This is a genomic window from Planobispora longispora (genome assembly GCF_016863135.1).
Classification (GTDB): Bacteria; Actinomycetota; Actinomycetes; order Streptosporangiales; family Streptosporangiaceae; genus Planobispora; species Planobispora longispora.
The window spans coordinates 239,017-260,493 of sequence record NZ_BOOH01000001.1; the positions used below are offsets into that span (position 1 = coordinate 239,017).

General features: G+C 71.9%; 19 protein-coding genes. 7 read left to right on the top strand and 12 right to left on the bottom strand.

From position 1 onward, the window contains the following. Nucleotides 1–53: 53 nt before the first annotated feature. The 7 genes from Plo01_RS01050 to Plo01_RS01080 form a co-directional block, all read right to left on the bottom strand. Nucleotides 54–1,589, bottom strand: a complete 1,536-nt coding sequence (locus tag Plo01_RS01050) for an acyl-CoA synthetase (protein ID WP_203888526.1) — start codon at nucleotides 1,587–1,589, stop codon at nucleotides 54–56. Nucleotides 1,590–1,733: 144 nt separating this feature from the next. Continuing rightward, nucleotides 1,734–2,345: a hypothetical protein gene (locus Plo01_RS01055; protein ID WP_203888527.1), complete on the bottom strand. Its 612-nt coding sequence runs from the start codon at nucleotides 2,343–2,345 to the stop codon at nucleotides 1,734–1,736. Between the two features lie 239 nt (nucleotides 2,346–2,584). Next, complete coding sequence (locus Plo01_RS01060) at nucleotides 2,585–3,433, bottom strand: MetQ/NlpA family ABC transporter substrate-binding protein (RefSeq protein WP_203888528.1); 849 nt, start codon at nucleotides 3,431–3,433, stop codon at nucleotides 2,585–2,587. A gap of 100 nt (nucleotides 3,434–3,533) precedes the next feature. Continuing rightward, the gene (locus Plo01_RS01065) at nucleotides 3,534–4,190 is read right to left on the bottom strand and encodes a methionine ABC transporter permease (protein ID WP_203888529.1); all 657 of its coding nucleotides are present in this window, start codon (nucleotides 4,188–4,190) and stop codon (nucleotides 3,534–3,536) included. Then, nucleotides 4,187–5,149 (bottom strand): methionine ABC transporter ATP-binding protein, encoded by a 963-nt coding sequence (locus tag Plo01_RS01070; RefSeq protein ID WP_203888530.1) that lies wholly within the window; start codon nucleotides 5,147–5,149, stop codon nucleotides 4,187–4,189. The genes Plo01_RS01065 and Plo01_RS01070 overlap by 4 nt, the downstream gene beginning before the upstream one ends. Nucleotides 5,150–5,584: 435 nt before the next feature. Beyond that, entirely contained in the window at nucleotides 5,585–6,322 is a 738-nt protein-coding gene (locus tag Plo01_RS01075; RefSeq protein WP_203888531.1) for a response regulator, read from the bottom strand. After that, a complete protein-coding gene (locus Plo01_RS01080; RefSeq protein WP_203888532.1) occupies nucleotides 6,319–7,590 on the bottom strand; it encodes a sensor histidine kinase in 1,272 nt (423 codons plus the stop codon). Before Plo01_RS01080 ends, Plo01_RS01075 begins: the two co-directional genes overlap by 4 nt. A 368-nt stretch (nucleotides 7,591–7,958) precedes the next feature. On the opposite strand from Plo01_RS01080, the gene Plo01_RS01085 reads away from it, so the two are divergent. Then, nucleotides 7,959–9,212: a serine hydrolase domain-containing protein gene (locus tag Plo01_RS01085; RefSeq protein WP_203888533.1), complete on the top strand. Its 1,254-nt coding sequence runs from the start codon at nucleotides 7,959–7,961 to the stop codon at nucleotides 9,210–9,212. Nucleotides 9,213–9,465: 253 nt separating this feature from the next. Here Plo01_RS01085 and Plo01_RS01090 read toward each other — a convergent pair whose 3' ends face one another. The 4 genes from Plo01_RS01090 to lon all read right to left on the bottom strand — a co-directional run bounded on the left by Plo01_RS01090 (nucleotide 9,466) and on the right by lon (nucleotide 14,295). Continuing rightward, nucleotides 9,466–10,659 carry a cytochrome P450 gene (locus Plo01_RS01090; protein WP_239315726.1) on the bottom strand — a complete coding sequence of 398 codons (1,194 nt, stop codon included), beginning with the start codon at nucleotides 10,657–10,659 and terminating at the stop codon, nucleotides 9,466–9,468. Between the two features lie 210 nt (nucleotides 10,660–10,869). Then, a complete protein-coding gene (locus tag Plo01_RS01095) occupies nucleotides 10,870–11,232 on the bottom strand; it encodes a VOC family protein (protein WP_203888535.1) in 363 nt (120 codons plus the stop codon). Between the two features lie 140 nt (nucleotides 11,233–11,372). After that, nucleotides 11,373–11,708 carry an ATP-binding protein gene (locus Plo01_RS40800; RefSeq protein ID WP_275415346.1) on the bottom strand — a complete coding sequence of 112 codons (336 nt, stop codon included), beginning with the start codon at nucleotides 11,706–11,708 and terminating at the stop codon, nucleotides 11,373–11,375. Nucleotides 11,709–11,919: 211 nt separating this feature from the next. Continuing rightward, nucleotides 11,920–14,295, bottom strand: a complete 2,376-nt coding sequence (lon, locus tag Plo01_RS01105) for an endopeptidase La (protein WP_203888537.1) — start codon at nucleotides 14,293–14,295, stop codon at nucleotides 11,920–11,922. Nucleotides 14,296–14,503: 208 nt separating this feature from the next. Here lon and Plo01_RS01110 point away from each other — a divergent pair, with 208 nt between their 5' ends. From Plo01_RS01110 to Plo01_RS01130, 5 genes are all read left to right on the top strand, one after another. Beyond that, nucleotides 14,504–15,832 (top strand): sensor histidine kinase, encoded by a 1,329-nt coding sequence (locus Plo01_RS01110; RefSeq protein WP_203888538.1) that lies wholly within the window; start codon nucleotides 14,504–14,506, stop codon nucleotides 15,830–15,832. A gap of 25 nt (nucleotides 15,833–15,857) precedes the next feature. Further along, the gene (locus Plo01_RS01115) at nucleotides 15,858–16,568 is read left to right on the top strand and encodes a response regulator (RefSeq protein ID WP_203888539.1); all 711 of its coding nucleotides are present in this window, start codon (nucleotides 15,858–15,860) and stop codon (nucleotides 16,566–16,568) included. A 157-nt stretch (nucleotides 16,569–16,725) separates the two neighbouring features. Continuing rightward, nucleotides 16,726–17,466: an alpha/beta hydrolase gene (locus Plo01_RS01120; protein WP_203888540.1), complete on the top strand. Its 741-nt coding sequence runs from the start codon at nucleotides 16,726–16,728 to the stop codon at nucleotides 17,464–17,466. Then, nucleotides 17,459–18,691: an acyltransferase family protein gene (locus Plo01_RS01125; protein WP_239315727.1), complete on the top strand. Its 1,233-nt coding sequence runs from the start codon at nucleotides 17,459–17,461 to the stop codon at nucleotides 18,689–18,691. Before Plo01_RS01120 ends, Plo01_RS01125 begins: the two co-directional genes overlap by 8 nt. A 60-nt stretch (nucleotides 18,692–18,751) precedes the next feature. Beyond that, nucleotides 18,752–19,405 (top strand): biliverdin-producing heme oxygenase, encoded by a 654-nt coding sequence (locus Plo01_RS01130; protein ID WP_203888541.1) that lies wholly within the window; start codon nucleotides 18,752–18,754, stop codon nucleotides 19,403–19,405. Nucleotides 19,406–19,541: 136 nt separating this feature from the next. Here Plo01_RS01130 and Plo01_RS01135 read toward each other — a convergent pair whose 3' ends face one another. Further along, nucleotides 19,542–20,648 carry a winged helix DNA-binding domain-containing protein gene (locus Plo01_RS01135; RefSeq protein ID WP_203888542.1) on the bottom strand — a complete coding sequence of 369 codons (1,107 nt, stop codon included), beginning with the start codon at nucleotides 20,646–20,648 and terminating at the stop codon, nucleotides 19,542–19,544. A 160-nt stretch (nucleotides 20,649–20,808) separates the two neighbouring features. Between Plo01_RS01135 and Plo01_RS01140 the strand changes: the two genes are divergently transcribed. After that, nucleotides 20,809–21,405 (top strand): TetR/AcrR family transcriptional regulator, encoded by a 597-nt coding sequence (locus tag Plo01_RS01140; protein ID WP_203888543.1) that lies wholly within the window; start codon nucleotides 20,809–20,811, stop codon nucleotides 21,403–21,405. Nucleotides 21,406–21,477: the final 72 nt, after the last annotated feature.

The following is a 21,477-nucleotide window of genomic DNA, read 5'->3' on the forward strand; positions in this document are numbered from 1 at the left end:
CTTTATCAGCCGTGGTCAGGGGGCGCGGCGCGGGCCGTACGAGAACTAAAAAATCATGATTTGGCGGGCCAGTACTCGTCGCGGAGCAGGCGCTTGTAGAGCTTCCCGGTGGGATGGCGGGGCAGTTCCTCGCGGAAGTCCACGGATCTGGGGCACTTGTACGGCGCCAGCCGGGCGCGGCAGTATTCGATCAGCTCGGCCTCCAGCTCCGGCCCGGCCCGCTCCATGGACAGCGGCTGGACGACGGCCTTGACCTGCTCGCCCATCTCCTCGTCCGGGACGCCGAAGACCGCCACGTCGGCCACCTCGGGGTGGAGCACGAGGATGTTCTCGGCCTCCTGCGGGTAGATGTTCACCCCGCCGGAGATGATCATGTAGGAGCGGCGGTCGGTGAGGTAGAGGAAGCCGTCCTCGTCGACGTAGCCGATGTCGCCCAGGGTCGTCCACCCGCGCCCCTGCGGGTCCCGGGACGCCTTCGTCTTCTCCTCGTCACCGTGGTAGACGAACTGCGGCCCGTCGGAGAAGTAGACGGTGCCGTGCTCACGCGGCGGCAGCTCGTTGCCGTCCTCGTCGCAGATGTGCACGACGCCCAGGAGCGGGCGGCCGACGGTGCCCTTGTGCTTGAGCCAGTCGTCCGAGCCGACGTAGAGGAAGCCGTTGCCCTCGGTCCCCGCGTAGTACTCGTGGATGACCGGGCCCCACCAGTCGATCATCTGCTCCTTGACCGGGACCGGGCAGGGCGCGGCGGCGTGGATCGCGCACTTCAGCGACGACAGGTCGTACTTGGCGCGCGCCTCCTCCGGTAGCTTGAGCATCTTGATGAACATGGTGGGCACCCACTGCGCGTGCGTGACGCCGTACTTCTCGATGATCGCGAGCGCCTGCTCGGGGTCGAAGCGCTCCATCACCACGACGGTCGCGCCGAGGCGCTGGAAGCTCATGCAGTAGCGCAGCGGCGCGGCGTGGTAGAGCGGGGCCGGGGAGAGGTAGACGCTGTCGGCCGAGGGCGCGAACAGGAACTGGATGAGCTGCAGCAGCGGGCCCGGCGTGTCCAGCGGGGCCTGGGAGAGAGCGGGCTTGACGCCCTTGGGCCGGCCGGTGGTGCCCGAGGAGTAGAGCATGTCCACGCCCTGGCACTCGTCCTCGATCGGGGTGGCCGGGTGGGCGGCGACCGCCTCCTCGTAGGAGTCGAAGCCGGGGGCGACGCCGTCCAGCATGAGCCGGAGCCCGACCCGGGGCGTGGCCTCGGTGACGGAGGTGGCGACGTCGGCGAGCGCGGCCGAGGAGATGAAGACCCGGGCCTCGCAGTTGTCGACGATGTAGGCGAGTTCGTCGGCCTTCAGCCGCGAGCTGATCGCGGTGTAGTAGAGGCCGGATCGGTGCGCCGCCCAGGCCACGGCCAGGAACAGCGGGTGGTTCTCCAGCATGAAGGCGATGTGATCGCCCGGGCCCAGACCGGCGGAGCGGAATAGGTGGGCGAGGCGGTTGGATTCTTCGTCGAGCTCACGGTAGGTGACGACCCTGCCGGAACCCGCCATGATCACAGCGGGTCGGTCCGGCGATGCTGCTGCGATGGCTCCGGGGTGCATAAAACCGAACGCTACTCGGTTTGCCTTCCCGTGAGAAGTGTCCGCTTACGCGACGGAGCCGCGACCTCCGTGAAGGAGATCGCGGCTCCGCGCTTGCGGGTGATGGCCTGCTGCTCCGGGAGTACCGGCCAGGCCGCCTTACGGTCAGACCTGGCTGTAGACGCTCTGCCAGCCGCCGAAGTAGCCCTTGGGCCCGTGCGGGTTGCCGCGGCTCACCTGGACGTAGATGGCCTTGGCGTCCTTACCGTGGAAGGTGTAGAACTTCGCGTGCTGGGTGCAGTTCTTGAAGCTCACGAAGTGCGTCGAGTTGTCGAACTTCACGATCTTGAAGGTCTCCCACGCGCAGTGGAACTTCCACTTGCCCCACCACTTGTGGTTGATGAGCTTGCTGTCAACGGTGAAGGGGTACTCGTGAACCCACTTCCAGACCTTCTTCTTGACGACGATCTTGACCCACTTGCACTTCTTGTGGCCGTTAACCCACTTACACTTCTTGACCCACTTGGAGTACTTCTTCCAGTACCACTGCTTGTAGGACTTCTTGTGGACCGTGACCTCACCCTTGGCCTCAGCCTTGTGGTTGGAGGAGGAGTACGGTCCCCAGGTGTCGTGGAAGACAACGGGGGTCGTGGCGGTGGAGGTGGCCTGGACGGGAGTTGCGGGTGTGGCGGTCGAGGCGTTTGCGGCGACCGGGGCGCCCATCGCCAGAAGGGTGGCCACCCCCGCGCCAACCAGGAAACGGGTGACGAATCGCATTGAGGGGTCCTCTCGGGAATGAGGATTTTCTGACGTTCCCGTTGTAGGACCGGACGATTGCCATCCACTTTCAATTCGCTTTAAGCGCCAGGCCACGCCGAAGATTCGATAAGTGGATTTTCCCGATCTTTCCCAATAAAGATCGTTAAATCATCGGCGCGACCTGGCTATTCCCTCACCCGTCAGGGAAACGATCACTTCGCCGCGGCGGAAGTGATCGTTTCACCCGGCGCGATCGATCACTTCCCGTCGGCGGGGATGACGGAGCCGTTGTACGTCTGCTCGATGAACTGCTTCACCTCGGGGCCGGACAGCAGCTCGGCGAGCTTGACCACGCGCGGGTCCTGCTCCTTGCCCGCGGCCACGACCAGGCCGTTGGCGTACGGGTTGCCCTCGGCCTTCTCCAGCACCAGCGCGTCGGTGGCGGGCTTGAGACCGCCCTCGATCGCGTAGTTGCCGTTGATGACGGCGGCGTCGACGTCCTCCAGCGAGCGGGGCAGCTGGGCGGCCTCCAGCGGCTGGAAGGTCAGGTTCTTCGGGTTGGCGGCGACGTCGCGCTCGGTGGCGGCGGTGCCGACGCCCTCCTTCAGGGTGATCACGCCGTTGTCGGCCAGCAGCTTCAGCGCGCGGCCGAGGTTGGTGGCGTCGTTGGGCACGGCCACGGTCGCGCCGTCGGCCAGCTCGGCGGCGGCCTTGATCTTCTTGGAGTACAGGCCCAGCGGCTCCAGGTGCACGTCCTTGACGTAGGTCAGTTTGGTGCCCTTGGAGGCGTTGAAGTCGTCCAGGTACGGCCGGTGCTGGAAGAAGTTGGCGCCGAGCTGGCCGTCGTCGAGCTGGACGTTCGGCTGGACGTAGTCGGTGAACTCGACGATCTCCAGGTTCAGGCCCTGCTCGGCGGCGAGGTTGTCCTTGACGAACTTCAGGATCGCCGCGTGCGGGACCGGGGTGGCGCCGACCTTGAGCACCTCTCCCGCCGCGGGCGCGGCGGCGCCGGTGGACTCGGAGGTGCCGGACCCGGTCGAGCCGCAGGCGGTCAGGGCCAGGGCCAGGGCGGTGGCGGCGGATGCGACGGCGAAGAACCTGCGCATGGTGTGCGCTCCTTTTCGGATGGGAGTCCGGGACCCGCTCATGACGGAGTCCCGGGAGAGAAGCCTCACGACGAGGCTCTGGAAGAGAGGCGGGAGGGCGTCAGCGGCGGGTGAGGCGGCGGGCGACGGCGTCGCCGACGGTCTGCACGAGCTGGACGATGACGATCAGCACGATGACGGTGACCACCATGAGGGTGGTCTCGAAGCGCTGGTAGCCGTACCGGATGGCCAGGTCGCCGAGACCGCCGCCGCCGATCACCCCGGCCATGGCCGAGTAGGAGATCAGCGCCACCACGGTCACGGTCAGCCCCGCCACCAGGCCGGACCTGGCCTCGGGCAGGAGGACCTTGCCGATGATCGTCCAGCGGCCGGCGCCCATGGCCTGGGCGGCCTGCACCGTGTCCCGGCCGACCTCCCGCAGCGCGGTCTCCACCAGCCGGGCGAAGAACGGCGCGGCGCCGAGCGTCAGCGGGACGACGGCGGCGAAGGTGCCGATGGTGGTGCCGACGATCAGCCGGGTCAGCGGGATGACCGCGATCATCAGGACGATGAAGGGCAGCGACCGGCCGATGTTGACGACCAGGCCGAGCACCCGGTTGACCGGCGCGGAGGGCAGCAGCCCGCCCCGGTCGGTGAGGATCAGCGCCACGCCGAGCGGGAGGCCGAGCAGGACGGTGAACAGCGTGGACCAGACGACCATCAGGGCGGTCTGCCCGGTCGCCTCCCACAGCAGCGGGCTCATCTCATCCCAGCTCATGCCGCCTCCTCCACCAGCAGGCCGCGCCCGGTCAGATAGTCGAGGGCGGCGGCGCGCTCGCCGCCGGTGAGACGGACCCGGAGCCGCCCGGCCGAGACGCCGGCCACCTCCTCCAGGGCGCCGCCGAGAATGCTCACGTCCACGTCGAACTTGCGCACGACCTCCGAGATCACCGGCTCGTCGGCCCGCCCGGTGAAGGTGACCGTGACGCTCCCGGGCTCGGGATCGGGCAGGGGGAACAGTTCGGCGGCCAGCCGGGAGCCGGGACGGGCGATCAGCTCGGCGATGCCGCCGGACTCCTCGATCAGGCCGTCGCGCATCACGGCGACCGAGTCGCAGATGCCCTTGACCACGTGCATCTCGTGGGTGATCAGCAGGATGGTCAGCCCCAGCTCGCGGTTGAGGTTCTTGAGCAGGGCGAGGATCGACTGCGTGGTCCCGGGGTCGAGGGCCGAGGTGGCCTCGTCCGACAGCAGCACCGAGGGGTTGCCGGCCAGCGCGCGGGCGATCCCGACCCGCTGCTTCTGCCCGCCGGACAGCTGCGCCGGGTAGGCCCCGGCCTTGCCGGCCAGCCCGACCAGCTCCAGCAGCTCGGCCACCCGCCGGGCCCGCTCCGCCCGGCCGACGTCCATAACCTCCAGCGGGAAGGCGACGTTCCCGGCGACGGTGCGCGACGACAGCAGCGCGAAGTGCTGGTGGATCATGCCGATCCGCTGCCGGGCCCGCCGCAGGTCGGCCTCGCCGAGCGCGGTCAGCTCCCGGCCCGCCACGGAGACGGTGCCCGCGGTGGGCCGCTCCAGCAGGTTCACGCAGCGCAGCAACGTGCTCTTACCGGCGCCGCTCTGCCCCAGCACGCCGAAGATCTCACCCTGGCGGACGTGGAGGTCGACACCGCCCAGGGCGACGACCTCGCGTCCCCGGTCTCGATAGACCTTGCGCAGGCCTGACACATCGATCACAACGGTTCCCCAACATGAATAGATCGCGGAAGAAGACTTCAGGCGGGGGAAGGGCTAGCGCGTGCCGGGAGGGAACGGCAGGTGGCTCAGGCGGCGCAGGACGATGGTGTCCGCGGGGCAGTTCATGGTGCAGGACCTTCTCGGGAGGAACGGGGCCGGGGCTTCGGCGCGAGCGGGGGGCGTCCGGGCTCAGCGCATCGAGGGCATGCCGCCCATGGCACACGCGCAGGGCGTCCCGCACATGCGCGCGGCACGACACATGACCCGGCCCTGCGGGGTCATCCAGATGTCGTGCGCCACGTTCACGTCTGCCTCAACACATCGCTCCTCTCCCGCATTCCCCTCGGTTCACGTGATACCCATCACACACACGAGCAGCCGGCCCGCCCGTGGAACCGGGCCGGACACGCCGGGGAAGAGGCGCTCTCCCCCCCGTCAGGAGGGAGAGCGCGGGAAGGGCTCCATCAGGCCGGCCTCGTGGGCGAGGATCGCCGCCTGGACCCGGTTCTCCAGCCCCAGCCTGGTGAGGATGCGGTTCACCCGGCTCTTCACCCCCGCCTCCGACAGGCCGAGGCTCCTGGCGACGCGAGTGTTGGACATGCCTCTGGCGACCAGGATCAGGACCTCCAGCTCGCGCGCGGTCAGCTCGCCGATCCGCCGCGCCGCCTCCGACCGGGCATCCGGCCGCGCCGCTCCCCCGGCGGGCCGTGGAACGTCGGCGAGCAGGGCGGCGGGCAGGGCCGTGACGGCGCCGATGATCCGCCGGGTGACGCTCGGGGCGAGCGCGGCCTCTCCTGCGGCGACCACGCGGATGGCGTCGGCGAGCCGGTCGGGCGTGGTGTTCTTCAGCACGAAGCCGGAGGCTCCCGCGCGCAGGGAGGCGTGGACGTACTCGTCGAGATCGAACGTGGTCAGCATCAGCACGCGGGGGCGGGGGCCGTCGTGCGGCCAGTCACCGAGGATGCGGCCGGTCGCCTCCACTCCCGTCATCCCGGGCATGCGCACATCCATCAACACCACGTCGGGCCGGAGCGCGAGGGCCGCGGCCACCGCCTCCTGTCCGTCGGCGGCCTCCCCGGCGACCGTCAGATCGGCACGCCGCTCGATCATGAGGCGCAGGGCCGCCCTGACCAGTTCCTGATCGTCGGCGATGAGCACGCGCACGGGCGTCATGCCGCTCCCCGAGGGTCCGTGACGCCCCCGGTGACTCCCGGCGGATTCGCGATGTCCCCGGGAGCTTGCAGCGGGGTCTCGGCATGCGGGGCCGGTTCCGGGAAGGGGAACAGGGCCTCCACCCGCCATCCGCCGCCGTCCCGGGGGCCCGCCCGCAGGAGGCCGCCGAACAGCGCCACGCGCTCGCGCATGCCGACCAGCCCGAGCCCGGAGCCGGTGAGGGGGGTGCGGCCCGGCGCGGGCGGCCCGTTCTCGACGGTGACGGCCAGCCGCCCCTCCTCCCGCACCAGGACCACCCGTACGGCCGTGGCGCCCGCGTGCCGCAGCACGTTGGTGAGCGCCTCCTGCACGACGCGGTAGGCCGACACCTGCACCGCGGGCGGGACCCCTCCCACCGGGTCCGCCTCGATCGCGACCCGGCATCCGGCGGCGCGGGCGGCGGCGGCCAGCCGGTCCAGATGACGCAACGACGGTTCCGGGGCGGGATCCGGCCCGTCCCGGTCGTCGGTGAGCAGGCCCAGCAGGCGCCGCATCTCGGCCAGCGCGGTGTCGGCGGCCGTACCGATCGCGTCCACGCCCCGCCCGGCCGAACGCGGGTCGTCGGTCAGCGCCTCGGCCGTGGCACGCGCCTGCATCGCGATCGCGCTGACGTGGTGGGCGACCAGGTCGTGCAGGTCGCGGGCGATGCGCGCGCGCTCGGCCACGACCGCGCGCCGGGCGCTGACCTCCTGTTCCGCGCGCAGCCGCCCGGCCAGCCCCCGCAGGCGGACCGCGTCGGCGTGGATGTGGCGCCGGGAGGCGCCGAGCCACCACACCCCCGCCGACAACGCGACGACCAGCACCACCCCGAGGGGGTCCACCACCGGCTCACGCGGGGCGGGCAGGCTCAGCCAGGGTCCGGCGAGCTCCGGCGCCAGCACCGCGACCGCCACCACGACGACCGCGGAGGCGCTCGCCGGCGGGCGCGCGTGCCGGGCGACGGCGTAGCCGGCGAACAGGATGCACGCGCCGTCCTTGAAGTCGACCATGGGATCGACCAGCTCGTAGGCGATGTAGGCGGCGGCGACCGCCGCCAGGACCGGCCATGGGCGCGACCGGCGCCATGCCAGCGGCACGGCCTGCGCCAGCAGCAACGCGATCACCGTCGCGCTCCCGGCCCCGTCGGCGGGAAGCCCTTCGCCGCGCCGCATCAGCAGCACCGACGCGGCCAGCGCCGCCGCGAGCAGCGCGTCCGCGAGCAGCGGACGGGCCCGGACGCCCCGTCGCATCACGGAGATCGAGCGGCAGAAGCGGGAGCGCCGCGCCGCGGAGACCGCGCGGGAGAAGCGGGAGCGCCGCGCCGCGGAGACCGCGCGCAGAAACCGCGTCGCGGAGACGGAACCTGGGATGAGTGCCTCATTCGCCTCGGGGGACCGGGCGGCGCCCCCGCCGGGAGCCGGGGGGCGCCTGCTACGCCGCCAAGCGTAGGACAACGGCCTCGCCGGGGGAACGCATCCAAAGTCGCGCCGGGGCCCGCCCGCTCCTCCCAAAGGTCGATGCGGATCCGGGCTTATGGCCGATCCGGCGGACGATCTTCCTTCCTAGGGTCGAACCGTCTGCCGGGACGACCGGCGCCGACCACGGAGGGAACCACTTCATGAACAACACCGCTTCCCGGCACTCCGGCTCGCGGATGGCGGGAGGACGCGGGCGTCGCCTGGCGGCCTTGTCCGCCGCCTGCGCCGTGACCGCCGCCCTGGCCGCTTCCCTCGTCCCCCCGCCCGCCTCCGCGGCCGGGACCGCCGCCCCCGCGTATGGGAACTCCGCCTCCGCGTCCGGGGACTCCGCCCCCGCGTACGGCCGGGCCCGGCTCCAGCGCGACGTCGACGCCCTCCGCAGGATCGGGGTCATCGGCGTCGACGCCCAGGTGGTCACCGCCGACGGCCGCCGCCTGGTCGCCACCGCCGGCGTCGCCGACCTCCGTACCGGGCGGCCCGTCCCCCCGGGCGGCTACACCCGGATCGCCAGCGTGACCAAGACCTTCGTCGCCACCGTGGTCCTGCAGCTCGCCGAAGAGGGCACGCTGTCCCTCGACGACACCGTCGAGCGCTGGCTGCCCGGCGTGGTGAAGGGCAACGGCAACGACGGCGGCGCGATCACGATCCGCCACCTCCTCCAGCACACCAGCGGCATCCCCGAGGCCTACCCGTCCTTCGCCTCGCTGGAGGACTACCTCAAGCACCGCTACGACCCCTTCACCGCCGAGCAGATCGTGGCCGAGGCCGTGAAGCGCAAGCCGGGCTTCGCCCCCGGCAAGGACTGGATGTACTCCAACACCGGTTACCTGCTGATCAGCATGATCATTGAGAAGGCCACCGGGAACCCCTGGCACGTCGAGGTCCGCGACCGCGTCAGCCGGCCCCTCGGGCTGAGGCACACGCGCTGGGCGGGCGCCTCAGTGGGCGTCCCCTCCCCCCACGCCAAGGGCTACCTGGTGGCCGCGGGCAAGAAGCCGGTGGACCTCACCAGGCACTTCGACGGCGACGCGGCCGGTGGCCTCATCTCCACCACCGGCGACGTCAACCGGTTCCTGCGCGCCCTGGCCGGCGGCAAGCTGCTGTCACCCGCGATGCTGGAGCAGATGCGCGCCACCGTCCCGGCCACGCCCTTCGAGGAGGCCTGGCCGGGTGTGCGCTACGGGCTGGGAGTGATGTCACGCCCCCTGTCGTGCGGCGGCGTCTACTGGAGCCACGGCGGCGACGACCCCGGATACCAGACCCGCACCGGCGTCACCGCCGACGGCCGGCGCAGCGTCGTGCTGGCGGTGTCCTCGCAGTTCGGCGACGCCCGCACGCGGGATCAGGAGAAGGCCGCCACCGACCTGGTCGACCGCGCGCTCTGCGGGAGGTGAGCGGGGGTCACTCCACCCGGCCGTACGGCTGACGGGACAGGGCCGCGGGGTCGCGCCGCCCGGCCGTACGGCTGACGGGACGGGGCCGGAGCCGCGGCCTCCCGGCCGGGGAGGGCGTCAGCGGTAGGGGTCGCGGAGCGGCGTGATCCGGGCGGCGAAGGGGGCTCCAGCTGCGGCGTTCCGTACAGCATGGAGCCCATGACAACATGAGCGAATCATTCGGTCGATCAACTTGATGATTCGTCCATATATGTCATCTGCCCATGCGGACCGGCATCTCCTTGATGGAATTGACGAAGTTGGAGCGCAGGCGGCGCGCCTGTCCGGCGGGGGCGATGTCCGGGGCGCGCTCGGCCAGGACCTCGAACAGCACCCGGACCTCCATGCGGGCCAGGTGGGCGCCGAGGCAGAAGTGCGGGCCGCCGCCGCCGAAGCCGATGTGCGGGTTGGGGTCGCGGCCGATGTCGAAGGCGTCCGCGTCGGGGAAGACGTCCGCGTCGCGGTTGCCCGAGGGGTAGTAGAGGACGACCTTCTCCCCCGCCGGGATCTTCTGGCCGCCGAGCTCGGTGTCGGTGAGCGTGGTGCGGCGCATGGTGATCACCGGGGAGACCCAGCGGACGACCTCGTCGGGGAGCGTGCGCAGCAGCGATCGGTCGTCCAGGAGCCGCCGCCACTGGTCCGGGTGGTCGAAGAACGCCTGGAGCCCGCCGGAGGCGGCGTTGCGGGTGGTCTCGTTGCCCGCCACGGCCAGCAGCATCACGAACACGCCGAGGGAGAGGTCGTCCATGCTGGTGCCGTCCTCACCGGGGGCGACCAGCTTGCTGACGATGTCGTCGCGCGGCTCGGCTCGGCGCCGCGCGCCGAGCGCGGTGGCGTAGTCGAGCAGCTCGAAGATCGGCGTCAGGTCACCGGTGGCGAACTCCGGGTCGTCGGCGCCGATGAGCGCGTTCGACCAGGTGAAGATCTTCTCCCGGTCCTCGGGGGGCGCGCCGAGCAGCTCGCAGATCACATACAGCGGGAGCGGCGCGGCGATGTCGGCGACGAAGTCCGCCGAGCCGCGCTCCAGGGCGGCGCCGACCAGGTCGTGGCAGATCTCGCGGATGTGGTCCTCGAGCTTGCCGATCATGCGCGGGGTGAAGCCCCGGTTGACGACGCTGCGGGTGGCGGTGTGCTCCGGCGGGTCCTGGAAGAGCATCATGAGCCGGTTCCGGGAGAGCTGCTCCTCGGTCTGGTCCGGCACCATGATGCCGCCCGCGTAGGAGGAGAAGACCTCCGGGTGCCGGGAGACGCGCTGGATGTCGGCGTGCCGGGTGACGGCCCAGAACCCGGGGCCGCCGGGCTCGGCGTGCCGGTGGACGGGGGAGTTCCGCCGGAGCCAGGCGTAGCCGTCCCAGGGAACGCCGATCTCATACAGCGAGGGGTCGTAGACGTCGATCTCGGTGCTCATCAAGTGCCTTCTGTACGTCATGTCAGCGGATAGCCGATGGCCCTGAACGACCCCATCTTTGTGATCACGCTCTGGGATTGGCAATCGGCGATCGTCGAAGCGCGGGATGGGGGTTCCCACGCGCGTCCGGTCGCCGGCCCGCTCTCGACGATCGGTGACTCGAGGCGAGCCCGGAGGGCGCGGATGCGTGCTGACGAGTACCGCGGCCGGCTACTTCTGGTGGATCTGGATCCGGTGGCCGTCCGGACCGTCCACATGGGCATACGTGCCCCACGGTTCTTCGACCGGGTCGGTGACCGTCGCCCCCGCGTTCCGGAGTTCGGCGACCGTCGCCTGGATGTCGTCGCACGTGAAGGTGAGGTACGCCCCCTCCCCGGGCCGCTTCCCGGACGCCGCGGCGTCGTGGATGGCTATCGCCGTCTGGCCGTTCGGCGGAGTCACCTCGATCCAGCGCGTTCCCTCGGACATCTCCGCGTCGACGGTCTTGTTGAAACCGAGCCTTTCGACATAGAAGTCCACGGACTCCTGCTGGTCGCTGACGTAGAGCACGGCCACGCCGATATGCGTGATCATGGCGACTCCCGAAGTCGAGATCTTGAGAGGCGCTGCCAGCGTACGGCATCCGTCGCCGCGGGGCAGCCCTCCGCCGAGATCGCTCAGCGGCGCGCGGTGGGCTCATGGCGTCACGGCGGTCCCGCCCGGCGGCGGTGACGTCACGCGGTGGGCAGGGTGAAGAAGAACGTGGTGCCTCCTTCGGGGGTGGATTCGACCCAGATGCGGCCGGAGTGCCGGGTGATGATGCGCTGCACCAGGCTCAGGCCCATGCCGACGCTCTGGTAGGTGCCGGTGCCGCGCAGCCGCTGGAAGGAGGAACACGGCCCATCGGCCGCCCAGTCCGCCTTCGCTGTCGGCCTCGGCCACGGCCACAGGCACCTCCCGGATCTCTCACACCTTGACGCCGTCGTGCTGCGCGACAGGCCGGGTGACCGGCTCGCCTCACCAGACGGTCCCGACCGAGAGTGACCGTCGCGCGACAGTCTGTCACCCAAAGCTGCTAAGCGCTCTCAGAGATCAGGCGCCGACCCGAGGGATAGACGGGAACTCTCCACGCCGAGGACGCGGACGGCCCGCCCTCCCCCGCGCCGGGGAGGGCGGGCCGTTCCTGCCTACCCCTCGATGGGGCCGTTCCCACGGGACGGTCAGACCGTTCCTGTGAGACGTCAGGCTGTTCTGTGCGCCGTCGAGCGGTCTTGCGAGACGTCAGGCCGCGGCGGGCTCGGCGACCTTGGCCGGGGCGAGCGCGATCTCCAGGACCTCCCGCACGTCGCTCACCAGGTGGATGGTGAGCTCGTCGCGGACGGCCTGCGGGACGTCGTCCAGGTCGGGCTCGTTGCGGGCCGGGATCAGCACCGTGGTGACGCCCGCGCGGTGGGCCGCCAGCAGCTTCTGCTTCACCCCGCCGATCGGCAGCACCCGGCCGGTGAGGGAGACCTCGCCGGTCATCGCCACGTCGTTCCTGACCAGGCGGCCGGAGAGCAGCGAGGCCAGGGCCGTGGTGAGCGTGATGCCGGCGGACGGGCCGTCCTTGGGCACCGCCCCGGCGGGGAAGTGCACGTGCACCGCGCGGTCCTTGAGGGACGAGACCGGCAGCTCCAGCTCCGCGCCGCGCGAGCGCAGGTAGGACAGCGCGATCCGGGCCGACTCCTTCATGACGTCGCCCAGCTGGCCGGTCAGGGTCAGGCCGGTGTCGCCGGTCTCCGGGTCGGCCAGCGACGCCTCCACGTACAGGACGTCGCCGCCCGCCCCGGTGACCGCCAGGCCGGTGGCCACGCCCGGCACCGCCGTACGCTGCCGGGACTCCGGGAGCGAGGACTCGGGCACGTGGCGCGGGCGGCCGAGGTATCCGACCAGGTCGCCGGCCGTCACGGCGACCGGCAGCGCGTCCTCGCCGAGCGCGGCCTTGGCGGTGACCTTGCGCAGGACGCGGGCGATCGAGCGTTCCAGGGACCGGACGCCGGCCTCCCGGGTGTACTCGCCCGCGAGCTTGCGCAGGGCCTCCTCCTCGACCGTCACCTCCTCGGCGGCGAGGCCGGCCTTCTCCAGCTGGCGCGGGAGCAGGTGGTCGCGGGCGATGGCGACCTTCTCGTCCTCGGTGTAGCCGTCGAGCGTGACGACCTCCATGCGGTCCAGCAGCGGGCCGGGGATGGCCTCCAGCACGTTGGCGGTCGCCAGGAAGAGCACGTCCGACAGGTCGAGCTCGACCTCCAGGTAGTGGTCGCGGAAGGTGTGGTTCTGCGCCGGGTCGAGCACCTCCAGCAGCGCGGCGGTCGGGTCGCCCCGGTAGTCGGAGCCGACCTTGTCGATCTCGTCGAGGAGCACGACCGGGTTCATCGAGCCGGCCTCGCGGACGGCGCGGACGATCCGGCCGGGCAGCGCCCCGACGTAGGTGCGCCGGTGGCCGCGGATCTCGGCCTCGTCGCGGACGCCGCCGAGGGCCACGCGGACGAACTTGCGGCCCATCGCGCGGGCGACGGACTCGCCGAGCGAGGTCTTGCCGACTCCGGGGGGACCGGCCAGCGCGAGCACGGCGCCGCTGCGGCGCCCGCCCACCGCGCCCAGGCCCTTGGCGGCCCGGCGTCCGCGGACGGCGAGGTATTCGATGATGCGGTCCTTGACGTCGTCGAGGCCGGTGTGGTCGGCGTCGAGGACCTCGCGGGCCGCGGTGATGTCGTAGGAGTCCTCGGTCCGCTCGTTCCACGGGATGTCGAGGACGGTGTCGAGCCAGGTGCGGATCCATCCGGTCTCGGGGGACTGGTCGGAGGTCCGCTCCAGCTTGTCGACCTCCTTGAGCGCGGCCTCGCGCACCTTCTCGGGCAGGTCGGCGGCCTCGACGCGGGCGCGGTAGTCGTCCTCCTCCGAGTCGGCGGAGTCGCCGTTGAGCTCCCTGAGCTCCTTGCGGACCGCGGCGAGCTGCTGGCGGAGCAGGAACTCGCGCTGCTGCTTCTCCATGCCCTCCTGGACGTCCTTGCGGATCGTCTCGGCCACGTCCAGCTCGGCGAGGTGCTCGCGGGCCCACTCGACCAGCTTCTCCAGCCGGTCGGCGGGGTCGGGGGCCTCGAGGATCTCGACCTTGCGCTGGGTGCTCAGCCAGGGGGCGTAGCCGGAGTTGTCGGCCAGGACCGACGGGTCGTTCATCTGGTTGACGGCGTCGACGACCTGCCACGCGCCCCGCTTCTGCAGGATCGTGGTGGTCAGCGCCTTGTATTCCTTGGCCAGTTCCTCGGCCCGCTCGCTCGCCGGGACCGGGTCGATCCGGGTGGCCTGCACCCACAGCGCCGCACCGGGGCCGGTGGTGCCGGCGCCCACGCGGACGCGGTCGACGGCGCGCACCACGGCCGCGGGCTCGCCGCCGGGCAGCCTGCCGACCTGCTCCACGATCGCCCGGACGCCGACCGGGCCGTACCGGCCGTCGATCCGGGGAACGAGCAGGACCCACGGCTTGTTGTCGTCGAGTGCCTGGGCGGCCTCGATCGCGGCGCGGATCTCCGTGTCGGACAGGTCCAGAGGAACGACCATCCCCGGAAGCACGACCGCGTCGTCCAGCGGAAGGACCGGGAGGATCAAGCTCTCACTCATCTGCACTCCAGGGGGTTGAGTTATACAGACTCAATTAACAGGAGTCCCTGAATGTTCCCAGAGTTGAGCTGTTTCGCTGTGAGCGATCGTAATTGTGTAATTTCCGTTCGCGGAGGACGGAAGATCCTCCCGAGGACTCTCCGGGATGAGGCGGGGGATCACTCCACGGTGTGATCCGGATGATCGGCGGTCTCCCTAGACTGGCCGGATGGCTTCTCCCCCCGCCCAGCGGGCACGGCTGCGGCCCGTCGCCCGGCTGGGCCGCGCGCTCACCGCGGCCGTGTGGACCGGCAGGGCCGGTCCGCCGCACCCCCGCCCCCGGCGGCTGGCCCCCCGCGTGCCGGGGTTCCTGAGCCTGCTGCCGTTCCGCACGATCGACCTGGTCCTCGTCGCCGATCTCGTGCTGGCCTTCATCCTGTTCCGCGCCGTGCAGGGGCTCATGAGGGACGAGTCGCTGCATCTGGCGACCCCCCTGGACGAGGGAGAGATCGCGTTCATCGCCGTGACCTCCTCGCTGCCGCTGGCGCTGCGCGACCGCTGGCCGCTGGCGGCCTGGCGGCTCGCGGTGGTGCTGATCCCCTGGGGGATCGCCACCCGCGGCCAGGACCTGGAGGCGGCCTTCTCCGCCGACGCCGTGATCATGTACCTGCTGGTGGTCTACGCGGTCGCGGTCCGCTGCGAGCGGCACGTCATCATCGGCGTGTGGATGATCTCGGCTGCCGCCCTGTGGATCCTCGGCATCCAATCCGGCCCCAACCTGCCCGGCGTGACGCTCATCGGCATCGCCTTGGTGACCGTCACCGTCCTGTTCGGCTACAACGTCCAGGCCAGGAGGACGGCCGCCGGGCGGCTGGCCGAGGAGGAACGGCGCAGCGAGCAGGCGCTGGCCGGGCAGGCCGTGCTGGAGGAGCGGGCCAGGATCGCCCGGGAGCTGCACGACGTGGTGGCGCACCACATGTCGGTGATCGCCATCCAGGCGGAGGCCGTGCCGCTGAAGGCGCGGGGGGACGCGCGGCTGCTGGAGGAGGGGCTCGGCGAGATCCGCGCGCTCTCGCTGGCCGCCATGACCGAGATGCGCCGCGTGCTGGGCGTGCTGCGCGACGGGGACGGGCGTACGGACACCGCGCCGCAGCCGGGCCTGGGCCGCCTGGACGAACTCGCCTCCACCGCGCGCTCCGCCGGGCTCGCCGTGGAGCTCAAGCTGGGCGGCGACCTGCTCGAACTGCCCACCGCGGTGAGCCTGTCCGCCTACCGGATCGTGCAGGAGTCGCTCAGCAACGCCATGCGGCACGCGCCCGGCTCGGCCGTCACGGTGAAGATCTCCCGATCCGGCGACGAGCTGAACATCCACGTGGCGGACGACGGCGGGGACCGCGCCGCCGCGGAGGCGGCGAAGGCGGGGCGCGACAAGCACACGGGACACGGCCTGATCGGGATGCGGGAACGGGCCGCCATGCTCGGCGGAAGCGTGTGGGCGGGGCCGGCGGGAAAGGGCTTCGCGGTCACCGCGATACTTCCGATCGCTGAGGAAGCATGACGATCCAGGCGATCATGGAGGACGTATGACGATCAGGGTGCTCATCGCCGACGACCAGGGCATGGTCAGAACCGGCTTCACCGTGTTCCTGGACGCCCAGCCCGACATCGAGGTCGTGGGCGAGGCGGTGAACGGGCGGGAGGCGATCGAGCGCATCGCCGAGCTGCGGCCGGACGTGGTCCTGATGGACGTGCGCATGCCGGTCATGGACGGGCTGGCCGCGACCCGGGAGATCCTCTCCCCCGGCCCGCGCGGGGAGGCCGGGGAGCGCGGGGAGCGGACCGGTTCCGGCGAGGACGAGGGGTGCCCGCCGAAGATCCTGATCCTGACCACGTTCGATCTCGACGACTACGTCTACGAGGCGCTGCGGGCCGGGGCCAGCGGGTTCCTGCTCAAGGACGCCTCCGCGCAGCAGCTGGCCGAGGCCGTACGGGTGGTCGCCGCCGGGGAGGCGCTGCTGGCGCCCTCGGTGACCAGGCGGCTCATCGCGGAGTTCGCCCGCGTCGGGCCGCAGCGCCCGCGCGTCCGGCTGGACGGCATCACCGAACGCGAGACCGAGGTGCTCGTCCTCATCGCCAAGGGCCGCTCCAACCAGGAGATCGCCGAGGATCTCGTGCTCTCGGAGCAGACGGTCAAGACCCACATCGGCCGGATCCTGGCCAAGCTGAACCTGCGCGACCGGGCCCAGGCGATCGTGTACGCCTACGAGTCCGGGCTGGTCCGCCCCGGCGAGTGAGGTTCCCCGGGGACCGTCCCACGCCCGGCTCCCCGGATGGCGTCGCCCCCCTCCCCCCGAGGGGTGACGTGAAGGTGAGCACCGCGGTGTGACGCGAGTTACCGATCTTGATTCGTAGCGTCCTGTCTCGTTCCCCCGAACCGGACAGGAGGCCCCCGTGCTCCGCTCCACGCTCGCCGTCGCCACCGCCGCGGCGCTCACCTACCTGGTCGTCCCCTCGCCGCAGGGCGACCGGATCATCCGGGTCTACGGCGATCTCAGTACGGCGGAGCACGTGGCCGTCATCGTCCCCGGCGCCGACACCACGTCCGCCACCTTCGACGGCGGGCGGGCCAAGCCGTACAGCACCCCGGGAGGCGGGGCCCGGGCGGTGCTCGCCCAGGCGCGGGAGCTGGACCCGGGAGCCCGGCTGGCCGTGGTCGCCTGGCTCGGGTACGACAGCCCGGCGACCGTCAGCCTGAGGTCCGCCACCGGCTGGGCCGCGGAGAAGGGCGCCCCGGCGCTGCGGCGCTACGTGAACGAGACGCTCCGCGGCAAGCGGGTCAGCCTGCTGTGCCACAGCTACGGGTCGGTGGTGTGCGCCAAGGCCGCGCCGGGGATCCGGGCGGACAACCTGGCCGTGTTCGGCAGCCCCGGGCTCGGCGTGTCCTCGGCGGCCGAGCTGGGCGGGGTCCCGCTCTGGGCGGGCAGCGGCACGCAGGACTGGGCGCGCGGCATCCCCAAGATCAAGATCGGCCCGCTGGGCTTCGGCCGCGATCCCGCCGAGCCCGGCTACGGCTCCCGGGTGTTCGCGGCCGGCGCCGCCGGGCACAGCGACTACCTCGCCCCCGGCGGCGAGTCCCTGCGCAACCTCACCCTGATCGCCCTCGGGCGGACCGCCGAGGTGTCCCATGCGTGACCTGGCCGGGCGCCGTACGGCGGCGCCGATCACGCCCGCACCCGCCCTCGCCGCACCGGCGCCGGTCACGGGAAACCCGGACGCGGAGCGGGGGAAGGTCGGCGCGGGATGGGCGGCGCGGGTCGAGGCGATGACGCCGCCGGGGCGGGACCGGGGGGTGGACGCGCTGCGGGCGCTGGCGATCGCCGGGGTGGTGCTGGGGCACTGGCTCGTCACGGCGTGGGTTCCCGGGCCCCGGGGGACGGTCTCCGTCTCCAGCCCGCTCGCGTCCATGCCGGAGCTCGCACCGCTGTCGTGGGTGCTGCAGACGCTGGCGGTGTTCTTCTTCGTGGGCGGATACGCGGCGGCGCGGAGCCTGCGGACTGTGGGTGATCCGGCGCGGGCGGCGGGTCCGGCGTGGGTGCGGGCCAGGATGGGGCGGCTGCTGCGGCCGGTGGTCCCGCTCGTGCTGGTCTGGGCGGGGATCGCGGCGGGGCTGGCGCTGCACGGCGCGCCGTACGCGACGGTCAGGGCGCTGGCGCTCCCCGCGCTCGGGCCGATCTGGTTCCTGGCGGTCTTCGCGGCGCTCACCGCCGCCACCCCCCTGCTGCTGAAACTGCGGCCGGGCGTCACCGCCGCCTCGGCGGCCGCGGTGGTGCTCGCGGTGGACGCGGTCAGGTTCGGCCTGGACGGGCCGGGCTGGCTGGGGTGGGTGAACCTCGCGGCCGGGTGGCTGGTGCCGTACATGCTGGGGGTGGGCTGGGCGGGCGGCGGGCTCGCCTCCCGGCGGACGGCGGTGGCGCTGCTGGCCGGAGGGGCGGCTGGGACGGCGGCCCTGGTGGCCGGGTTCGGCTATCCCGCGAGCATGGTGGGCGTGCCGGGGGCGGGGGTCTCGAACCTCAGCCCGCCCACGCTGGCCGCCGTCGCCTTCGGGCTCGCCCAGGTGGGGCTGGCGCTGCTGGCGCACGGGCCGCTGGGGCGGCTGATGCGCCGGCCCCGACTCTGGGCAGCGGTGGCGCTGCTCAACCTGTCCGCTATGACGATCTTCCTCTGGCACCTGACGGCGGCGGCCGTGACCACCCTGGCGGCACTGCGCTTCGGCGCCGTCCCGGGACTGCTCACCCCGCCCGCCCGCCTCTCCTGGCTGCCGGAGCGCCTGGTCTGGCTGCCGGTGTTCGGGGGACTGCTCGTCCTGGCGGGGGCGGCGGCGAAGCGGTTAAATGACAGGGTGTCGCGATCAGCTTGACGCAGCCTCCGGATGTTTGTGACACTGTGTCATGAAAGGCCCCTGCGACATGGAGCGATCATGACCCAGCCGTCGTTCTCCGAAGTTCTCAAGAACTCCACCTGGAGCGACCACGAGTCAGCCGAGGGCGACGGTTACCTCAAGGCCCTGATGGCGGGCCGGCTCAGCCGCGAGGCCTACGGCGAGATGGTCGCCCAGCACTATTTCGCCTACGTCGCCCTCGACGCCGCCTCCCGCGCCCTCGCCGACGACCCGGTCGCCGCGCCGTTCGTCTTCCCCGAGCTCTACCGGGAGGAGGCGCTGGCCCGCGACCTGGAGACGATCTACGGGGCCGACTGGGCGGACCGGATCGAGCCCTCCCTGCCGACCCGGACCCTGGTCGCCCGGATCAACCAGGTCGCCTCCTGGCCCGGCGGTTACGTCGCCCACCACTACACCCGCTACCTGGGCGACCTGTCCGGCGGGCAGTTCATCCGGATGGCGCTGGAGAAGATCTACGGCTACGGTCCGGGCGGGGGCGTCGACTTCTACCGCTTCGACGCGGTCGGCAGCCTCCCCCGGTTCAAGCAGGAGTACCGCGCCCGGCTGGACGCCCTGCCCGTGGACGAGGCCGAGAAGCGGCGCATCATCCGCGAGACCAAGCTCGCCTACCAGCTCAACACCGAGGTCCTGGGCGACCTCGGCCGGATCGCGCGAGCCGAGGTCGCCGCCTGACGGCCGTCGTCCCCGGCTGAGACGACGCGAGAACACCGCCACCCCGCCGGGGCGGCACGGGAACGCCGCCACCCGGCCGGAGCGATGCGGGACCACCGTCACCCCGCCGGGGCCGCGTGAAAACCGCGGGAACACCTCACCCCGGCTGCGGCGCCGCGAACACGATGTCGTGGGCCTTCGCCCGGGCCGCCACGAAGGCCAGCAGGGCGGTTCCCTCGGCGCTGACCGCCTCCTCCTCGGCGCCGGTCAGCTTCCGGAACGGGCGCACCGTCAGCGTCGCCGTCCCGCGCTGCTTGACGATCCTCCAGGTGGCGGCCGCGAAGCCGTCCACCAGGACCGTGCTCGGCTCCTCCCCGGTCATGCCGAACCCCTGGTCGGCGTAGTCCACCGTGACGACGCGGCTCACGTCGGCGTGCGAGCGCAGCAGGTTGTCGTAGTCGTAGACGAACCGCACGGGCGCGGGCGTGTCCGGGTCGGGCCGGGGGGCGTCCGGCAGGTCGAACAGCTCCCGTCCCTTCTCGTCGCGGAAGACCGTCAGCTCCGGCCGGAGCCGCTCGACGACCTCCGCCAGCCGGGTCAGGCCGCACCAGTGCTGCACGTCGCGGACCGTCGCCGGGCCGAACGCGGCCAGGTAGCGCAGGACCAGCCTCTCCAGCGAGGCCCCGGCGTCCACCGGCTTCCCGAGCCACGTCTCGACCGCCTGGTGGGCGGCGGGCCCGCTCCGGCCCCACAGGCCGCGCGGCGGCACCTGCACCAGCGGCACGTACGCGCGGATCGCCTGGGCCATCGAAGCCGGATCGTTCTCCGGCCACCGCCCGGCCAGCTCGCGGCCCAGCTCACTGAAGGTCAGCGGCCTGCCGGCCAGCAGCTCGCGGCCCGCCGTCACCAGTTCGCCGAGGTCCAGTCCGGTCAGGCCGCGGCGGAAGTTGCTCATCGTCATGCGCTCGATGACCGGCTCCACCAGGGGGCGCAGCCACAGGCAGTCGTCGGAGGTCACCAGGTGGATGGTCGAGCGCATCAGGGCCATGCGCACCGCGCCCCGCTCGCACAGCAGCCGCACCGTGTCCTCCGGGGTGTAGTCCGCGAGCCGTGACCACAGCCCGACATACCACGTGTGCGTGCTCTGGGCCTGGAGGCCGGCCAGGTGCTCCAGGGCCTGCGGCACCGTCAGCTCCGAACGGCGCAGCAGGAGCTGCCTGGCGAGGGTCGCGCGGTTGAGCGCCCTGGAGCTGAGAATCGTCATTCGTGCCCTCCGTGGTCCAGCGGATCCCGCCGCCGGCGACGGAGTCCCGTCGCCGTTGATGACCACGATGTCACCCATCGCGGAAAGGTAGCTTCCGCGATGGCGAGCGCACCGCACAGATCGACGAGCCGGTCCCCGTGCGCTGTGCCACCATGGGACCATGCCCCGGATTTCGGCCGCGACGATCGGCGAGCACCGCGCCCAGACCCAGGACCGCATCCTGCAGGCGGTCTCGCGGCTCTCCCGACACCAGGGCATCGACGCCATCTCGATGACCGACGTGGCCGTCGAGGCCGAGATCACCCGCACCGTGCTCTACAACTACTTCCCCGACAAGGCCGCGCTGCTGCTGGCCTTCACCGAGCGGGTGACGCACTACTTCATCGAGGCCTACGAGCGCGAGCTGCCGGAGAACGCCTCCCCCGCCGAGCGGCTGCGGGTGTTCGTCCGGCTCCAGCTCGCCGGGCTGCTCGCCCACCCGCACCCCGGCCCCGCCGACCTGTCGGCCGCCCTGGGGCCCGACGCCTACCAGCGCCTGGCCGAGCACGTGGCGCCGATGCAGCGCATCCTGACCGGCATCATCAGCAGCGGCGTGGAGGCGGGCGTCTTCCACGCCCCCGACGTGCCGGCCACCGCACGGATCATCATGGCCGTCATCGGCGCCGAGCGGCTGCCCCTGCTCGGCGGCACGGTGACGGTGGACGAGGCCGAGGAGACCGTCGCCGGCTTCGTCCTGCGCGCCCTGACCGCCGCCTGACGCCGTTCCCGGCGTCCTCATCCGGGACCGTCCTGGGACATGGATCACACCGTGGAATCCTCAGCCCGGACG

Excerpts from the sequence above, each read along its gene's own strand:
- Plo01_RS01050 (WP_203888526.1), bottom strand. The coding sequence starts at position 1,589 with ATGCACCCCGGAGCCATCGCAGCAGCATCGCCGGACCGACCCGCTGTG.
- Plo01_RS01055 (WP_203888527.1), bottom strand. The coding sequence starts at position 2,345 with ATGCGATTCGTCACCCGTTTCCTGGTTGGCGCGGGGGTGGCCACCCTT.
- Plo01_RS01060 (WP_203888528.1), bottom strand. The coding sequence starts at position 3,433 with ATGCGCAGGTTCTTCGCCGTCGCATCCGCCGCCACCGCCCTGGCCCTG.
- Plo01_RS01065 (WP_203888529.1), bottom strand. The coding sequence starts at position 4,190 with ATGAGCTGGGATGAGATGAGCCCGCTGCTGTGGGAGGCGACCGGGCAG.
- Plo01_RS01075 (WP_203888531.1), bottom strand. The coding sequence starts at position 6,322 with ATGACGCCCGTGCGCGTGCTCATCGCCGACGATCAGGAACTGGTCAGG.
- Plo01_RS01080 (WP_203888532.1), bottom strand. The coding sequence starts at position 7,590 with ATGCGACGGGGCGTCCGGGCCCGTCCGCTGCTCGCGGACGCGCTGCTC.
- Plo01_RS01085 (WP_203888533.1), top strand. The coding sequence starts at position 7,959 with ATGAACAACACCGCTTCCCGGCACTCCGGCTCGCGGATGGCGGGAGGA.
- Plo01_RS01090 (WP_239315726.1), bottom strand. The coding sequence starts at position 10,659 with ATGAGCACCGAGATCGACGTCTACGACCCCTCGCTGTATGAGATCGGC.
- Plo01_RS01095 (WP_203888535.1), bottom strand. The coding sequence starts at position 11,232 with ATGATCACGCATATCGGCGTGGCCGTGCTCTACGTCAGCGACCAGCAG.
- lon (WP_203888537.1), bottom strand. The coding sequence starts at position 14,295 with ATGAGTGAGAGCTTGATCCTCCCGGTCCTTCCGCTGGACGACGCGGTC.
- Plo01_RS01110 (WP_203888538.1), top strand. The coding sequence starts at position 14,504 with ATGGCTTCTCCCCCCGCCCAGCGGGCACGGCTGCGGCCCGTCGCCCGG.
- Plo01_RS01115 (WP_203888539.1), top strand. The coding sequence starts at position 15,858 with ATGACGATCAGGGTGCTCATCGCCGACGACCAGGGCATGGTCAGAACC.
- Plo01_RS01125 (WP_239315727.1), top strand. The coding sequence starts at position 17,459 with ATGCGTGACCTGGCCGGGCGCCGTACGGCGGCGCCGATCACGCCCGCA.
- Plo01_RS01130 (WP_203888541.1), top strand. The coding sequence starts at position 18,752 with ATGACCCAGCCGTCGTTCTCCGAAGTTCTCAAGAACTCCACCTGGAGC.
- Plo01_RS01135 (WP_203888542.1), bottom strand. The coding sequence starts at position 20,648 with ATGACGATTCTCAGCTCCAGGGCGCTCAACCGCGCGACCCTCGCCAGG.
- Plo01_RS01140 (WP_203888543.1), top strand. The coding sequence starts at position 20,809 with ATGCCCCGGATTTCGGCCGCGACGATCGGCGAGCACCGCGCCCAGACC.